The following is a 15,646-nucleotide window of genomic DNA, read 5'->3' on the forward strand; positions in this document are numbered from 1 at the left end:
TTCGTGGTTTACAGCAGCGCGATGGCGTTCGCCGGCGAACCCGTGCCTCCCACGATGTTGAGCGGCTTGATGCTGACAAAGGCGTCCCAGTTTCCGGTGGACCTCATGTGCCGGGCCAATGGACCCAGTCGCCAAAGCTCACCGAGGGGCATGCCGAGTTTGGCGAGGAGTTGCTGGTGCATCATGCCGTTGTCATTCGGCGCCGCCTCCAGGAACGGGCTGCCTGCCACGGCCGGGAGGCATTCGAAGGCGAAGTTGTCGGCGGCCAGCAGCGCAATTTGGTTGTCCCACGCCCAGGCGACGAACTCCTGGGATTGTTCCACGCCTGATGCCTTCCTGCTGGTTCAGCCCAGTGGAGTCCGTCACCGACAAAGCGTTGAGGGCCGGCGTACCGGAACTAAGGCGTGCAGCGGGCAGGCTTTCGGAGCTGCTGGAAGGGTCTGTCTACTAGCGCAGCAACAGTCTTCGGGCGGACATTAGCCAGCAACCTGACGACTCACTTCTTCCAAGTTCGACAAACCGCATGCGGTCGTGCCTAGCATGAATACTCCGGGTAAGCCCGGGTACGTGAACTCTTGAACGACCCCCTCGGAAGGTCGGCGTCAGCGCCGGCCACGTAAAGGAGAATGCTGTGCGGGAGCCTGTAGTCAACGAGAGCGCGGCAGAAGTCAGCGCTGATCCATCTGAATCACAGGAAGAACCGCAGGTAACTGAGGAAACCGCAACAGAGTCACCGGAAATCACGTTCGACGAGCAGTTCTACCCTGCGCGGCCCAAAGCGCTGAGGCCGATTGCCCGCCGTCGTCAGTTCTTTGCAGCCCGACCGTCCCTGGAGTTCGACGGACTGAACTCCACGTACGTCGATTGGCTGCGCAACCAGTCCATGCTCGGCGACGCCAACACCATGGCCCGGCAGCTTTCGGGGCAAGCCAGCATGTGGCAGAACTCTTATGCCAGGCCGAACCCGCGCTCGGCAGTGGAGCGCGCACCTGTCTGGTTCACGGCCTACCCACTGTCCTTCATCACCAAGGACGGCCAGTCGTTCCTTTCGGCGCTCGGTGACCCTGCACTGTGGGATGCGTTCAGCCAGATCGGCATCCGGGGGCTGCACACTGGGCCGGTCAAGCTTGCCGGCGGCATCCGCGGATGGTCGCAGACACCCAGCGTCGACGGACACTTCGACCGCATCAGCATGGCGATCGACCCTGCGTTCGGCACCGAGGAAGAATTCCGGCAGATGTGCGAGGTCGCCGTCGAGCACGGCGGCACGATCATCGACGACATTGTTCCCGGGCACACGGGCAAGGGTGCTGACTTCCGGCTTGCCGAAATGAACTTCCGGGACTACCCCGGCATTTATCACATGGTGGACATCCCCGAAGAGGACTGGCACCTGCTGCCGGACGTTCCCGAGAACGAGGACTCCGTCAACATCAGCCCCGAGACGGAGAAGGCCCTCCAGCAGGCCGGCTACATCATCGGCCGCCTGCAGCGGGTCATCTTCTACGAGCCGGGCGTGAAGGAAACCAACTGGAGCGCGACCAAGGCAATCGTCGACACCACCGGCAAGAAACGCCGCTGGGTGTACCTCCACTATTTCAAGGCCGGGCAGCCGTCCATTAACTGGCTGGACCCCACCTTTGCCGGCATGCGCCTGGTGGTGGGCGATGCCCTGCATTCCCTGCTGGACCTTGGAACGGGCGCATTGCGCCTGGACGCCAACGGCTTCCTGGGTGTTGAGAAAAGCGCCGAGGAGGAGCCGGGCTGGTCCGAAGGCCACCCGTTGTCCGAGGCAGCGAACCAGCTGATCGGCTCGATGATCCGCAAAGTGGGTGGCTTCTCCTTCCAGGAACTCAACCTCACCATTGATGACATCAAGGCCCAGTCCGAGTCGGGTCCGGACCTGTCCTACGACTTCGTCACCAGGCCCGCCTACCACTACGCCCTGGTGACCGGTGATACCGAGTTCCTGCGCCTGACCTTGAGGCTCGCCATGGAGATCGGCGTCGACCAGGCGTCCTTGGTCCACGCACTCCAGAACCACGACGAACTGACCTACGAACTGCTGCACTTCGCGGCCGGCCACAGGGACGACATTTTCGAGCTCGGCGGGGAAGAACTGACGGGCGCGGAGGTGGCCGAGAAAGTACAGGACACCCTGCGGGAGCGCCTCACAGGTGAGAACGGCCCTTACAACGCCGTCTTCACCACCAACGGCATCGCCTGCACCACCGTCAGCTTCATCATGGCCACTTTGGGGATCAAGGACCCGGACGCCATCACGGCGGAACAGGAAGCCCAAGTACTGGATGCCCACGTCCTGCTGTCCATGTACAACGCTTTGCAGCCGGGCGTCTTCGCACTGTCCGGTTGGGACCTCACCGGCATCACTGCCCTGGACCGTGAAACTGTCCGCGAGTTGACGTCCCAGGGCGACACCCGCTGGATCAACCGCGGAGCCCACGACCTCATGGGGACCAGCCCGGACGCAACGACCTCCTTGGCGGGCATGGCCCGGGCACGCAGCCTCTACGGCCCGCTGCCCGAGCAGCTCAAGGATCCGGCGTCCTATGCGCGGCGGCTCCAGAAGATCCTCACGGTGCGGGAAGAGTCCGGGATCGCAACCAGTACGCTCCTGGATGTCCCGGACGTGTCCAACCGTGGACTGTTGGTGATGGTCAACCAGCTCGCTGACGGAGCGGTGCAAGTGACGGTCCTGAACTTCTCCGACCAGGACATCGCAGGCAGCATCCAGTCCTCGCATCTGGTGCCTGGCGCGACCGTCCACGATCTGTTCAGCGGCGAAGACGTGGGCCAGGTGGATGACCTGGGCAGCTTCTTCCTGGAACTGCGGCCCTTCCAGGGCACGGCGCTCCTGTTGAAGGATCCGGTCGCCGAGGACGAAGCTACCGAATAGGAAGCCCGACGTTCCGCGAGTTGGCACCTAATGACAATGCCCCCAAAACATGGGCATTAAGTGCCAACTCGCGGGCTCACCAGCTCTGGACCAGGAACGCTGCACCGGTCGGAGAGCACACGCCGGGGTCCCTGGTGCCGGGCGCGAGTCCTCCTCCGAACGCAAAGTCTTCGCCCACATTGACTGCAGTTCCGTCGGGCAAAATGACTCCCGTCCCGGTGACCTGGGTTCCGAAGGGGAAGATGAGGCCCGTCGACGTTCCGTCCGGGCGGATTTCGGCGAAGCACCCTCCGCTGTTCAGGCCGAGCTTGCCTGAGTTGAGAGCCTCCATGAAGACGTTGACGCCTTGATCCGTAGAGACGGCGGCCTTGTTGCCGTTGCCTCCGACGACGATTTCGGCAGCGCCCGTCGCCGCCTTGGCGCCAATAATTTCGGGCAATGATGGAGACGCGGACGAATCCGTTTCCGGTGCGGCAGCAGACGGGGTGGCGGCTGGACCCGCCTGCTCATTGAGCGGCGCGGACAGGGACGACGCCACGAAAACACCGGCGAGGACTGCCGCTGCCGCCAACCCGGCCCCCGCAGCCAGCCGGAAACGTCGACGCGGGCGTCGCTGATGGAAGTCGTCGATGGAGCCGCCAGGTACGAGTTGCTCCGAGTCAGTGAACCTGACAGCAAGGCTTTTCTCCCGGCTCCGGGCCAGTTCCTCTTCCGTGACGGCCACGCCCGGATCGGCGCCCGTCAATCGTTCCAAAGCGGCCGTTTCCTCATGCCTCATCGCTGCACATCCTCTGTCTCTCGCTCTGCCCGAAGTAGTTGGCTGAGATGTCTTCGAGCCCGGTGCAGCCGCATCCTGACAGCGGTGGCCGAGACATCGAGCAGTTCGGCAACTTCGGCCGAGGTGAAGCCGTCCCAGTACGTCAGGAGGAGAACCTCACGGTCCTCGGGCTTGAGCCGGTCCAGCGCGTCCCGCACCTCGCCGTCGTCGCTAACCGGTTCCCTGGTCTGCTGCCGTTCCAGTTGCTGCGCGAGGTTCATCGAGCGGACGGCGGAACGGTTGTGGTTGCGGAGAACATTCCGGGCAATACCGAACACGATCAGCACGGACAATTCCTGGTCCTGACGGCACTTCTCCCAGGCGATGCGGAAGACTTCGGCGCATAGGTCCTCCGCAGTGGACGGGTCCCCGGCGCGGCGCCGGAAATAGCGATAGACCTTGTCATGGCAGGCCGAGTGGGCTGCCAGGAAGTGTTCCTGTCTGGCCGGCTCCACGCGATCTCCTTGGTCCGTCTGCACGCTCATACCCGGTTAATGTCCGGCAGTCAGAAGAATGTAACGGAACTTTTCAGGAAAAGCGCGACGTCGGCACTTACGGTAAGTGCCGACGTCGCGGTTTGCCGGGTCTTGCGCGTAGAGCGACTAGTCGCCTACGGCGTCGCGGCCGCGGCGGACGATCAGCGGATCCGCCGGGAAGACCACCGAGGTGTCCTTGTCCTCGTAGTCGAATTGGTTGAGGAAGAAGCGCATGGCGTTGATCCTGGCACGCTTCTTGTCGTTGGACTTGATGGTGATCCACGGCGCGTGGTCGGAGTCCGTGTGGAGGAAGGTCTGCTCTTTGGCCTCGGTGTATTCATCCCAGCGGCCCAGAGACGCGAGGTCCATTGGTGAGAGTTTCCAGCGCCGCACGGGGTCGATCTGGCGGATCGCGAAACGGGTGCGCTGCTCTTGCCGGGTCACGGAGAACCAGAACTTGGTGACGTGGATTCCGGCGTCCACCAGCATTTTTTCAAAGACGGGCGCCTGGCCCATGAAGGTGTCGTATTCCTCGTCGGTGCAGAACCCCATGACGCGCTCCACGTTGGCCCGGTTGTACCAGGACCTGTCGAACATGACGATCTCCCCGGCAGTGGGCAGGTGCTGGATGTAGCGCTGGAAATACCACTGGCCCTGCTCGCGGTCGGAGGGCTTGGCGAGCGCCACGGTCCGGGCCGAACGGGGATCAAGGTGCTCGGTGAAACGCTTGATGGTTCCGCCCTTGCCCGCGGCGTCCCTGCCTTCGAACACGATCACATGCTTCAGGCCCAGATCCTGGCCCCAGTATTGGAACTTCAACAGCTCGATCTGCAGGTGGTACTTCTCGATCTCGTACTCGTCGCGGGTCATCCGCTCCGGGTAGGGGTATTCGTCGCTCCATGTTTCCACGGCCGATCCGCCGGGATCGATGAGCTCAGGGTCTTCCCCTTGGCCTCCGCTGATGGTGTATCCCAGCTCCACCAGATGGTCGATGGTCTCGCGCAGGTTGTCCCTGACCCACCAGTTGTCCAACGATGTGGCGAGTGGGTTTGCGTCCGTCATGCGGTCCTCCTGCTAAGCCGTGTGGTGCACGGCAGGCTAGCAAGGCTTGGTGACGGGAACATGAACAGCCTGTAGGTCGATCCAATAGCGGCGGAAGGGTCGCCCATCGGCGTCGGTTCGCGCATCCTCAAGGAGCCCGCCCGCGCGTTCAATGGTCTTGGCGGACGCGGCATTGGAGTCATCGCAGGTCAAGAGAACCCGATCAGGCTCTCCTCGCGCAGCCAGGTGAGCGCACAGTTCCTGGAGGGCCCAGGATGCCGCCCCCCGTCCACGATCGGATGGCCTTACGCCGTAGCCGATATGCCCGCCGGAGTTCAGGAGGGCTGGAGTGAGATAGTGGCGGAACGCAATGGAGCCCACATACTGCGGGCCCTCAGTTATCCACCGGAACGTGCAGGGAACAATGCCGTCCTTTTCGACGGCCCGTTCAGCATCCAGCAGCTTGCGGACCCAGCGCTCAAAGCCCTTTTGACTGGTGACGTCATCCCCCGGGAACAGGCCGGCACCGTCCTGGTGGGCACCGTCCCACTCGCTGTGGGACTCGGTAAACGACTGATAAAAGGAAGCATCCGGAGCAACGAGGGTGAACATCACACGACTATATTCGGCTGCGGCGGTGTATGCCCGCGCGGCACTTTCCTGCCTTGGACGGCCGCGTGCGTCTTGCGCAGCGCTGAGATCGAAGCGTCGTACGAATGCTGGGCGACCCCCACGAAAAGGCAATCAACCACCATCATCTGGGCGATCCGGCTCCCCATCGCGCCTGGCCTGAAGGGTGTCTCACGCGCTGCGGTGCTGAGCACAATGTCGGCGGCACGGCCCAACGGCGAGTCAGCATGGTTGGTGATGGCGATCGTAGTGGCCCCGGTATCCTTGGCCGCCCTGAGGAAATCGATCGTATCCGCGGTGGTGCCCGAGTGTGAGATGCCCACCGCCACACCGTTCCCGTCCAAAAGCGCTGCGGAGGTCAACGCGACATGAACCTCGGGCCAGTTGAAGGACGTCAGGCCTATCCGGTGCAGTTTCTGCTGCAGGTCGTGGCCGACCAACCCTCCGGCGCCCACACCAAAGATGTCGATCTTCCGCGAGCGGGTGATGACCTCGATGGCTGTGGCCAGTTCGTGGACGTCGAGCACCTGGGCGGTGTCAGCGAGGGACATCGTTTCGTTGAAAGCGATCTTGGAAATGATGTCGGGAAGCGAATCCGACGGGTTCACGTCGTCGTAAACCGTAGCGGGCACGGGGTTGGCTGAACTCTCCCTGGCAGCTTCCCTGGCGAGGTCGAGGCGCAGCTCGGAGTACCCGCGGTAGCCCACCTTTTTGTAGAAGCGGACAACTGACGTGGTGGACGTTCCGCAGTGCTCGGCGAGGTCGCCGATGGACAAAGTCGCGGCCCGTGAAGGGTCCGCCAGGACAAGCTCGGCAACAGAGCGCTCGGACGGGCGAAGGGCCGGCAGGGCAGATCTGATCCGGACCAAAACAGTACGCGATGCCTGCGTGTTCAGCTCGTGGTCCACGGCGGACTCCTTCCAACGGCTGGGTCCAAAAGTAAGGGCTTGTAAATAAGTTACCTAAACGTGGATACGAAGGTAAGTCATTGACGCAGCTCCACGAGGGGAATACGGTCGATGTAAGGAAAATCACAAATGTTGTCAAGGAATCCCCACCTGAGCACGGCAGCACCTTTCCGAAAGGCACCCCATGAACCTCAACCGCAGAAGACTGATCCATGCCTCGGGGCTGGCCGCAGCGGCCGCCGTCGTCGCACCCTTCACGCCTGCCGCCGTCGCGCAGCCGCCGGGCACGCGACCCGGAAAGCCGGGAGCCGCCGTCAACGGAGCCGACCTCGCCGCCGCCGATAACTGGAGCATCTTCGCCGATCGCAAGGTAGGTGTCATCACCAATCCCACCGGCGTCCTGGCCAACTTCCGCTCCATCGTGGACGATATGGCGGACAAAGGCGTCGACGTCAGGGCCGTCTTCGGACCCGAGCACGGCTTCCGCGGAACCGCCCAGGACGGCGGCAGCGAAGGCACCTCGGTGGACCCGCGGACCGGCATCACCGTCTATGACTCCTACGGCGCCGAAGTTGCCGACTACGTGGGCTTTTACGAAGCATCCGGCGTGGACACCATCTGCTTCGACATCCAGGACGTCGGAGCCCGGTTCTATACCTACATCTGGACCATGTGGGGCGCCATGCAGGCGGCGTCCCGGACCGGCGCCAAGTTTGTGGTCCTGGACCGCCCCAATCCCATCGGCGGCCAGGCGCGCGGACCGGTCCTCCAACCCGGCTTCGAGTCCGGAGTGGGACGGTTGGGCATAGCCCTGCAACACGGCATGACCGTGGGCGAGCTCGCCACCTGCTTCAACGCCGTCCACCTCCCGGCCGCCGGTCTCACGCCCATCAAGGACCTTCACGTGGTGCAGGTTCAGGGATGGCGCCGCGAGATGACCGGACCGGATAACAGGGCGGCCTGGATTCTCCCGAGTCCCAACATGCCCACGCCGGAAACAGCCACCTTGTATCCCGGTACAGCCTTGTTCGAGGCGACCAACATGTCCGAAGGCCGCGGAACCACCCGGCCTTTCGAAATCATCGGCGCGCCTTATGTGGACTACCGATGGGCCGAAGCGTTGAACGGCAAGGGTCTCAACGGCGTCACCTTTCGTGAGGCTTACTTCCAGCCCACGCTGTCGAAAAACCAAGGCCTCATCTGCGGGGGCGTCCAGGTCCACATCACCGACGCCACCCGCGTTGAAGCGCTTGAGGTGGGCACCCACATGCTGGTCGAAGCCAAGCGTCTGTACCCGGGCTTCGACTGGCGCGGCGACGGCGGCCGTTGGATGGGCCTGCTGAGCGGTTCGGCCCGCTTCGCCGAACAGCTCAACGCCGGCGCTGACGCCAGGACGATCATGGACAGCTGGCGGCAGGAACTGGGTCAGTTCGTTCGCGATACCCGCCCGTACCTCCTCTACAACGGGCCACGCTAAGCACGCAGAAACACCCCGCCTCAACCAACAAACAAGGACGATGGGATTGGGATCCACATGCACAGAAAAGGAACTACCCTCATGACGGCGGCCGCCACGGCGCTGCTCATGACCGGCGCGGGCACTGCAGTTGCCGCCGTGCCCACCAGCACGGTGATGACGACGGCGGCCTCCGCCTCACCGGACATCGACGCAATGATTGCGGGCATGACTCTGGACGAAAAGATCGGCCAGATGACGTGGACCCATGTTTATGGTTCGTCCGCGGATGACACGTCCATGGCGTCAAGCAACCAGGAGCGGTACGGCGTCAATACGCCAGCCGAGGTGGTGGAGAAGTACAACCTGGGCGGCGTCCTCTACTTCGCTTGGTCCGGCAACACGGCCAACCCTGGGCAGGTTGCGGGCCTTTCGAACGGCATGCAGAAGGCGGCCGTGGGCGCAGACGGAAAAGGCATCCCGCTGGCCGTGACCATCGACCAGGAAGGTGGCCTTGTGGCCCGGATCGGGCCGCCCGCCACTGTACTCCCGGGCAACATGGCACTGGGTGCCACCGGAGATGAGGAGCTTGCACGGGCCCAGGGCGGAATCCTGGGGTCGGAGATGCGCGCCATGGGCATCAACGTGGACTTCGCCCCGGTATTGGACCTCAACTCCAACCCGGACAACCCTGTCATCGGAATCCGTTCCATGAGTGAAGACCCCGCACTGGTCAGCAAACTTGGCGTCGCCCAGATCGACGGCCTGCAGGCACATAACGTGGGGGCTGCGGCCAAGCACTTCCCCGGCCACGGCGACACTTCAGTGGACTCCCACTACGGACTGCCAACTGTCACCTACGACCGCGCGACCCTGAACAAGCACCTCCTGCCGTTCAAAGCCGCGATCGATGCCGGCGTGGACATGGTCATGACGGCACACATCATTGTCGAGGCCATCGATCCGGACATGCCGGGAACCCTGTCCCACAAGGTGCTCACCGGCCTGCTCCGTGATGAGCTCGGCTTCAAGGGGCTCGTCACCACCGACGCTTTGGACATGGCCGCGATGGCCGCCGAATGGCCCCAGGAAGAAATCGCGGTCAAGGCCATCCAGGCCGGGTCCGACATCCTCCTCAACTCCCCCGACGTGGAGGCGTCGTTCGCCGGGGTGAGTGCCGCCGTCGGGTCCGGAGAGATCACTGAAGCCCGCCTGAACGAGTCCGTCCGACGGATCCTCGAATGGAAGGTCAAGCGCGGCGTCTTCGACCAGCCCATGACCGATCCCGGCGCCGTGGACACGCTAGTTGGCACTGCCGAAAACCTCGGCACGGCCAATCTGATCTCCGACCGCGCCGTCACGTTGGTCCGCAATGAGGACCGCGTCCTGCCGCTCCCGTCCAAGAGCTCGGTGCTCATGGTTGGGTCCGGTTCAGCGTGGCCGGAACTGGCAGGTCCCATGCTCAAAGAGCAAGGATTCGCGGTCACTGAAGATTACGAGAATGGCGCATCGCCCTCCGCGGCCTACCGGGCCCGGGCGGTGGCCGCTGCCCGAGGAGTGGATGCGGTCGTCTTCGCCTCCTATAACGCCACCGGCAACGCTGCGCAACAGCAGATGATGGCTGAGCTCGCGGCGACCGGAACGCCGGTGATCGTCATTGCCACGCGCAACCCTTACGACATCAACGTCTTCCCGGGCGCCGACGCCGTTCTCAACAGTTACGGGGTCAAGGAGGTCAACTTCCATGGCGCCGTCCGCGCCATTTCCGGTGCGGTCAACCCCGGCGGCAAACTGCCGGTGAACGTCCCGAAGGCCGACGGCGACGGCGTCCTCCTGCCGCTTGGCTTCGGCCTCATCTATGACACCGCGACGCCGGCAGCCGTCACCTTTACGGACCGGCCGGGCAAGGGGCAGGATTCGTACACCATCCCCGCAGTTCAGGGCGTGACGTACCTCGTTGACGGCAAGGAGGTTGCAGCTGGGTCCTACCGGAAGCCGGCGGGCACCGTGACAGTCACCGCTGCACCCGACAAGGGGTACGTCTTCACGGACGGCGCCGTCACCGAGTGGAGCCACACCTTCACCACCGGGCTCCCCAACCCATAGGAAGAGCTACACCACCGGAGAGTTCATCAGTGCGACCGTGATGAGAAGGGCAATCCCGAACATCGGCAGGCAGAGAACTGCGTTGGTCAGGCGGTTGTCCCTCATCACGGCCACGAACTCCCTAAGGAACGCGCTGGGCACAAAATACCTGGCGGTCGGAGCACCCACCACCTCTGCGTTGATCTTCTGCCGACGGGACAGGAGGGCGGCGCGGAGTACGTGGTAGTTGTTGGTGCACACCAGCAGCGGCCCCTGGATTCCCCTGTCGGCCAGCAGTGCGACGGAGTAGGCAAGGTTCTCGCGGGTGGTGGTGGCTTTGTTCTCCTCCACCACATCGCCGGGAGCGGCACCCTTGGTCACCAGGTAGTCCTTCATCGCCGAGGACTCGGGCCGGGGTTCATCGGGGCCTTGGCCCCCGGAAGGTACCAAAACGGGCCTGACCGGAGTGACGGCGTCGTAAATTTCCAGAGCCTTGTTCAGGCGTGCGGCGAGCAGCGGCGGAACCTTGCCGTCAATGAGCCCTGAACCCAGGACGATGACCGCCGCCGGGTTCGGGCTGAAGCGCATCTTGGAGTACACCACGGCATAGCCCAGGAACACCACGAATGCGCAGCCGAGGTAGGCGCAGAGGAAGAACGCAAGGGCTGCGATGCCGGCCAGTACGGGCTGCCCGCTCAGCACGAAGAGGAAGGCCACCACCGGTGCCAGGAAAACCGCCATCCCCACTGCCATGGGCAAAAAGCTGGTGATGCTTGGGCCTTCCCTGCGGACCATGGTGACGCCGTTCGCGAGCAAGAAGCCGGCGAAGACGAAAATGCTGACCACGGGCACTACGACAATTACGAGGTTCAGCCATTCGAACCATGGATTCAGGTCAATCAGGAAGTCCAGGAGGGCCTGCAGTAGAAACCAGGCCGCAACCAGAAGGAAGACGCCATTCCTTAGCCGGCGCCGGTCCGACTGGAATGAGGCAAGGAAAAGGCCCGCGAAGAGAAGTCCTAGGACCAGGGTCAGCATGATCCAAGCCTATGCGGTGCCGTTACCACTCGCGGTGTCTCGTGGAGGCTTTGGGATGAGGGCGGCTCCGTGAAGTCAGAGGCCAATCTTTCCGGCAAAGTCGACAAGAACTCCAGCTACAGCGCCCGGGTGACTCAGCGTGGCGTAGTGACCGCCCGGGATCATCACTGGTTCGATGCCCAGCCGGTCGCGTATCTGGCGACTCATGAACGACGCAGGGAAGAGCAAATCGTCACGGCACAAAATCCCCAGGGTTGGCACGCTCGGATGCTTTCCCGGCCAGGGGTCTGACATCCATGCACCTTGCTGGTCACGCTCCCTGTCGGTGGCCTGTTGCACCAATTCCGCGGGGACAAGATTGAAATATGGTTCGTCGGGGATGGTCTCGCGGTCATGGCCTGTCTTGGTCCACCACTCGCCGAAGGTCTCCCCCGGCATCGGAATCATTGCCGAGAGGTACACAAGGCCGTTGGAATGGAGCTTTTCGCAAACCAACGGTGCCGTGAAACCGCCCAGCGAGTGCCCCACCACGATGGTGTGCGGAGCTTTGCCAACGGCGGCCGTCGCTGCGCGGGCGTAGTCTTCAAGCCGGGCATCAACGTCTTCGATGGGCAGGTCGACGGCCACCACGTCATGCCCGGCCGCTTCAAGAAGCGGGCCAACCAAATGCCAGTCCCACGCCGTGGAACCACCGCCGTGGACCAGTACGAAAGTCGTCATCATGCCCCGTTTCACATCAGGCCGTGTGCGCTGTCACCAATACATCGGGCGCTCCCTGAACGATACCCGCGTCGGTTTCAACGGGCAGCCCGTTCCTGATCCAATATTCGATGCCTCCTATCAACTCCTTCACGGAGTAGCCGAGTTCCGCGAACGCGAGCGCAGCAAAGGTGCTGCCGTTGCAGCCCGGGCCCCAGGAGTACACCACTACCTGTGAGCCAGCGGGGACAAGGTCCGGAGCCTGGGATGGGATCAGCGCCGTAGGTATATGTACGGCTTGAGGAATATGTCCGTGGTCCCAGGAAGACCGGCGTCGGGTGTCCACGATAAACAGCGTTTCCGGGTCCGCCTCGGCCACCTCCATGACATCAATCTCGCACTGAAGCTTGGCCCGGAAATAGTCGGCGGGGTCGAGCTTCATGCCAAAAATCCCGGCTTGATCGTCGGACGCCATTCAGCCACCTTGCCTTATTGAGGGTTCTTTCACCTCCTCACCATACCCCCTGGGGGTACTTGACGCATACCCCCTTGGGGTATAGGTTGAGGACATGAATTCACCAGACCTGAAACTGAGCCACCCGGATGCGCCAGTCATCGAGGTGGACCTGGAACCCTCCGCGCACCACGGCTACACCAGCAATAAGGACGCGTACCTCAAGAGGTTGAAACGAATCGAAGGCCAAGTCCGCGGGATCGCGCGCATGGTGGAAGACGACAAATACTGCATCGACATCCTCACGCAGGTCGCAGCTGCCACCAAAGCCCTCCACGCAGTGAGCCTGGGCCTCGTTGAGGAGCACATCGGCCACTGCGTCGTTGGCGCTGCCTCCGAGCCCGACCCCGAAGCCCGCGCCGAACAAATCGACGCGAAAGTCAAGGAGGCCACCGATGCCATCGGGCGCCTGCTGCGGTAACCCCGCTACCACCCACCACACCATCCAACTCAGCACCAAGGAGCACTCCATGAGCCAGACCATCCAGACCAACGTGAACGTTTCCGGCATGACCTGCGGCCACTGTGTTTCCTGCGTGAGCGAAGAACTCGAATCTCTTAGCGGCGTCCAGAATGTCGCAGTCGACCTCAACCCCGGCGGCCTGTCCACCGTCACCATCACATCCGCCCATGAACTCTCGCCGTCAGAAATTGGCGAGGCCGTGGCAGAAGCCGGCTACCTGGTGGTAGCCAACGAAGCCTAGGGGGCTCCCTTGAGTAACCAGGAAACCTTCAACCAACCCGCACAACGGGTGATCGAGCTGGACATTGAGGGCATGACCTGCGCCTCATGCGTCAATCGGGTGGAGCGGAAACTGGGCAAGCTCGAAGGCGTCGAGGCGAGCGTCAACCTGCCCCTCGAATCAGCCCATGTCACCGTCCCCGCCACCGTGACGGACCAGCAGATCGTGGACACGGTCAATGCGACGGGGTACAAAGCCACCCTGCGCCAGGCACCCGCGCCGCATACCCGCCCGGCCGCCAGTGACACGGCAAACAGTCCCGGGCATGAGCATCACAATCACCATCACGACGCTGAGCCCATGCACGACGAGCATTCCGGGCACGAAAACCATATGGATCACGGTCCGTCGGCATCGACACTCCGGCCGCGCCTGATCCTGGCTGCCGTCCTGACCGTTCCTGTGTTTGCGATCTCCATGATTCCCGCCCTGCAGTTCGCCAACTGGGGCTGGGTTGTGGGCGCCCTGGCGCTGCCGGTGGTGAGTTGGGCAGCCTGGCCCTTCCACAGGGCTGGTGCCATCAATGCGCGGCATCTGGCGTCCACCATGGACACCCTTGTTTCCATTGGTGTGATCGCGGCCTACGTGTACTCGGCCTGGCAGTTGTCCGCCGACCCGCGAATGACCGAACACCCCGGCATGGAAAGCATGTCCGGCGGGGGGCTGTACTTCGAGGTCGCGGCTGTTGTCACCACGTTCCTCCTCCTTGGCCGCTACCTGGAAGCGAACGCGAAGGCCAAAGCGGGCAATGCCCTCAAGGCCCTCCTGAACCTGGGCGCGAAGGATGCAACCATCCTCGAAGGGGGCATTGAGCGGAAGATCCCTGCGGATCAGCTCCTCGTGGATGATGTGTTCGTTGTCCGCCCCGGCGAGAAGATCGCGACGGACGGCGTTGTCACGGACGGCGCTTCCGCCGTCGACGCTTCCTTGGTTACCGGCGAATCGGTGCCGGTTGAAGTGGGGCCGGGCAGCACGGTGACCGGGGCTACGATCAATACCTCCGGGCGCCTGTTGGTCCGGGCCACGCGCGTTGGCTCCGACACCACGCTCGCCCAGATGGGGCGGCTGGTCAGCCAGGCCCAAACGGGCAAAGCGCCGATTGCGCGGCTCGCGGACAGGATCAGCTCGGTCTTCGTCCCGATCGTGCTGGTCATCGCGCTGGCAACGTTCGTGCTCTGGCTGTTCATCACCGGCGACCTGAATGCCGCATTCACCGCCGCCGTTGCTGTCCTGGTGATCGCTTGCCCCTGCGCCTTGGGTCTGGCGACGCCGGTTGGCCTGCTGACCGGAACGGGTCGTGGAGCCCAATTGGGCATCCTCATCAAGGGTCCGCAGGTTCTCGAGGACACCCGCCACGTTGACACCATCCTGTTGGACAAGACCGGTACCGTTACCAGCGGCAAGCTGGCCGTGGACCACACCGTAGCCCTGAACGGGCATTCCCCCGCCGCAGTGCTCACCCTGGCGGGTGCCGTCGAGTCAGCGTCGGAGCACCCGATCGCCCACGCGATTGCCGCCGCGGCAAAAGACGCAATGCCCGACGCCGGAGCCCTGCCTGCCGTGGACGGCTTCAGTTCCGCTCCCGGCGGCGGAGTGCGGGGCCGGGTTGTGCTGGACGGCAGCCCGAAGGCTGTGGTCGTAGGTCGCTCGGGTTGGCTTGAAGAGAACGGCATCTCCCTCGAAGCGGGCCATCGGGAAATGCTGGCAGCCGAGGAGAACGGGGGCGCCACCGCCATCTGGGTCGCCGTTGACGGAGTACCGGCTGGAATTGTGAGCCTGAGCGACACCATCAAGCCCGGCTCGGCGGCAGCGATCCAGAAGCTGAAGGATCTGGGCATCCGTCCGATACTGCTGACCGGAGACAACGCTGCCGTGGCCGCCCAAGTGGCTGCCGCCGTCGGAATATCCCCGGAGGACGTATTCGCCGGGGTGCTGCCGGAAGGAAAAGTGGAGGCAGTTCGGAAGCTTCAGGCCTCCGGGGCGACAGTCGCCATGGCCGGAGATGGTGTCAACGACGCCGCGGCCCTGGCGCAATCGGATCTGGGGATCGCGATGGGTTCCGGCACAGACGTCGCAATCGAAGCCTCGGATCTGACGGTCATGGGCAGCGACCTGGGTCAGCTCGTCCAGGCAATCGAGCTGTCCCGGAAGACCCTCTCCACGATCAAAACCAACTTGTTCTGGGCGTTCTTCTACAACGCGATCGGCATTCCCGTAGCCGCGTTGGGGCTGCTGAATCCGATGATCGCGGGGGCAGCGATGGCGGCCAGCTCGGTCCTGGTGGTGGCCAACTCGCTAAGGCTGCGCTCGTTCGGCAAATAG

Annotated in this window: 14 protein-coding genes and 2 pseudogenes; 7 read left to right on the top strand and 9 right to left on the bottom strand. The window is 63.4% G+C overall.

Annotation, left to right across the window (positions count from 1 at the left end):
* Positions 1 to 8: 8 nt before the first annotated feature.
* A pseudogene (locus tag AB4Y81_RS04830) lies at positions 9 to 341 on the bottom strand (cyclase family protein); the annotation flags it as partial.
* Positions 342 to 346: 5 nt separating this feature from the next.
* Here AB4Y81_RS04830 and AB4Y81_RS04835 point away from each other — a divergent pair.
* Together AB4Y81_RS04835 and treS are read left to right on the top strand one after the other, a co-directional pair.
* A pseudogene (locus AB4Y81_RS04835) lies at positions 347 to 451 on the top strand (IclR family transcriptional regulator); the annotation flags it as partial.
* 180 nt (positions 452 to 631) lie between these two features.
* Complete coding sequence (gene treS, locus AB4Y81_RS04840; protein ID WP_441995444.1) at positions 632 to 2,917, top strand: maltose alpha-D-glucosyltransferase; 2,286 nt, start codon at positions 632 to 634, stop codon at positions 2,915 to 2,917.
* 76 nt (positions 2,918 to 2,993) lie between these two features.
* Here treS and AB4Y81_RS04845 read toward each other — a convergent pair whose 3' ends face one another.
* From AB4Y81_RS04845 to AB4Y81_RS04865, 5 genes are all read right to left on the bottom strand, one after another.
* Positions 2,994 to 3,695 (bottom strand): hypothetical protein, encoded by a 702-nt coding sequence (locus tag AB4Y81_RS04845; RefSeq protein ID WP_055974046.1) that lies wholly within the window; start codon positions 3,693 to 3,695, stop codon positions 2,994 to 2,996.
* Positions 3,692 to 4,189 (bottom strand): RNA polymerase sigma factor, encoded by a 498-nt coding sequence (locus AB4Y81_RS04850; RefSeq protein WP_197493564.1) that lies wholly within the window; start codon positions 4,187 to 4,189, stop codon positions 3,692 to 3,694. Before AB4Y81_RS04850 ends, AB4Y81_RS04845 begins: the two co-directional genes overlap by 4 nt.
* A gap of 147 nt (positions 4,190 to 4,336) precedes the next feature.
* Positions 4,337 to 5,272 (bottom strand): polyphosphate kinase 2, encoded by a 936-nt coding sequence (ppk2, locus tag AB4Y81_RS04855; protein WP_018779385.1) that lies wholly within the window; start codon positions 5,270 to 5,272, stop codon positions 4,337 to 4,339.
* Between the two features lie 36 nt (positions 5,273 to 5,308).
* Positions 5,309 to 5,863 (bottom strand): GNAT family N-acetyltransferase, encoded by a 555-nt coding sequence (locus AB4Y81_RS04860; protein WP_441995445.1) that lies wholly within the window; start codon positions 5,861 to 5,863, stop codon positions 5,309 to 5,311.
* On the bottom strand, positions 5,863 to 6,789 hold the full coding sequence (locus AB4Y81_RS04865; protein WP_441995446.1) for a MurR/RpiR family transcriptional regulator: 927 nt from the start codon (positions 6,787 to 6,789) through the stop codon (positions 5,863 to 5,865). Before AB4Y81_RS04865 ends, AB4Y81_RS04860 begins: the two co-directional genes overlap by 1 nt.
* A gap of 184 nt (positions 6,790 to 6,973) precedes the next feature.
* Here AB4Y81_RS04865 and AB4Y81_RS04870 point away from each other — a divergent pair, with 184 nt between their 5' ends.
* Positions 6,974 to 8,266, top strand: coding sequence for an exo-beta-N-acetylmuramidase NamZ family protein (locus AB4Y81_RS04870; protein ID WP_441995447.1), 1,293 nt, complete (start codon positions 6,974 to 6,976; stop codon positions 8,264 to 8,266).
* An 81-nt stretch (positions 8,267 to 8,347) separates the two neighbouring features.
* Complete coding sequence (locus tag AB4Y81_RS04875) at positions 8,348 to 10,351, top strand: glycoside hydrolase family 3 protein (protein ID WP_441995448.1); 2,004 nt, start codon at positions 8,348 to 8,350, stop codon at positions 10,349 to 10,351.
* A 6-nt stretch (positions 10,352 to 10,357) separates the two neighbouring features.
* Here the strand turns inward: AB4Y81_RS04875 and AB4Y81_RS04880 are convergent, their stop codons facing one another.
* From AB4Y81_RS04880 to AB4Y81_RS04890, 3 genes are all read right to left on the bottom strand, one after another.
* A complete protein-coding gene (locus AB4Y81_RS04880; protein WP_064722398.1) occupies positions 10,358 to 11,368 on the bottom strand; it encodes a YdcF family protein in 1,011 nt (336 codons plus the stop codon).
* Between the two features lie 75 nt (positions 11,369 to 11,443).
* Positions 11,444 to 12,091 carry an alpha/beta fold hydrolase gene (locus AB4Y81_RS04885; protein ID WP_441995449.1) on the bottom strand — a complete coding sequence of 216 codons (648 nt, stop codon included), beginning with the start codon at positions 12,089 to 12,091 and terminating at the stop codon, positions 11,444 to 11,446.
* A gap of 13 nt (positions 12,092 to 12,104) precedes the next feature.
* A complete protein-coding gene (locus AB4Y81_RS04890; protein ID WP_441995450.1) occupies positions 12,105 to 12,542 on the bottom strand; it encodes a rhodanese-like domain-containing protein in 438 nt (145 codons plus the stop codon).
* Positions 12,543 to 12,636: 94 nt separating this feature from the next.
* Here AB4Y81_RS04890 and AB4Y81_RS04895 point away from each other — a divergent pair, with 94 nt between their 5' ends.
* The 3 genes from AB4Y81_RS04895 to AB4Y81_RS04905 are packed head-to-tail and all read left to right on the top strand — an operon-like array spanning position 12,637 to position 15,646.
* Positions 12,637 to 13,002 (top strand): metal-sensitive transcriptional regulator, encoded by a 366-nt coding sequence (locus tag AB4Y81_RS04895; RefSeq protein ID WP_018779393.1) that lies wholly within the window; start codon positions 12,637 to 12,639, stop codon positions 13,000 to 13,002.
* A 49-nt stretch (positions 13,003 to 13,051) separates the two neighbouring features.
* Entirely contained in the window at positions 13,052 to 13,285 is a 234-nt protein-coding gene (locus AB4Y81_RS04900; protein ID WP_441995451.1) for a heavy-metal-associated domain-containing protein, read from the top strand.
* 9 nt (positions 13,286 to 13,294) lie between these two features.
* Positions 13,295 to 15,646, top strand: a complete 2,352-nt coding sequence (locus tag AB4Y81_RS04905; RefSeq protein WP_441995452.1) for a heavy metal translocating P-type ATPase — start codon at positions 13,295 to 13,297, stop codon at positions 15,644 to 15,646.

It is taken from the genome of Paenarthrobacter sp. TAF1 (assembly GCF_052113825.1).
Classification (GTDB): Bacteria; Actinomycetota; Actinomycetes; order Actinomycetales; family Micrococcaceae; genus Arthrobacter; species Arthrobacter nicotinovorans.

Coding starts and splice junctions, on each gene's coding strand:
- AB4Y81_RS04845 (WP_055974046.1), bottom strand. CDS start 3,695: ATGAGGCATGAGGAAACGGCCGCTTTGGAACGATTGACGGGCGCCGAT.
- ppk2 (WP_018779385.1), bottom strand. CDS start 5,272: ATGACGGACGCAAACCCACTCGCCACATCGTTGGACAACTGGTGGGTC.
- AB4Y81_RS04860 (WP_441995445.1), bottom strand. CDS start 5,863: ATGTTCACCCTCGTTGCTCCGGATGCTTCCTTTTATCAGTCGTTTACC.
- AB4Y81_RS04870 (WP_441995447.1), top strand. CDS start 6,974: ATGAACCTCAACCGCAGAAGACTGATCCATGCCTCGGGGCTGGCCGCA.
- AB4Y81_RS04875 (WP_441995448.1), top strand. CDS start 8,348: ATGACGGCGGCCGCCACGGCGCTGCTCATGACCGGCGCGGGCACTGCA.
- AB4Y81_RS04880 (WP_064722398.1), bottom strand. CDS start 11,368: ATGCTGACCCTGGTCCTAGGACTTCTCTTCGCGGGCCTTTTCCTTGCC.
- AB4Y81_RS04885 (WP_441995449.1), bottom strand. CDS start 12,091: ATGATGACGACTTTCGTACTGGTCCACGGCGGTGGTTCCACGGCGTGG.
- AB4Y81_RS04890 (WP_441995450.1), bottom strand. CDS start 12,542: ATGGCGTCCGACGATCAAGCCGGGATTTTTGGCATGAAGCTCGACCCC.
- AB4Y81_RS04895 (WP_018779393.1), top strand. CDS start 12,637: ATGAATTCACCAGACCTGAAACTGAGCCACCCGGATGCGCCAGTCATC.
- AB4Y81_RS04900 (WP_441995451.1), top strand. CDS start 13,052: ATGAGCCAGACCATCCAGACCAACGTGAACGTTTCCGGCATGACCTGC.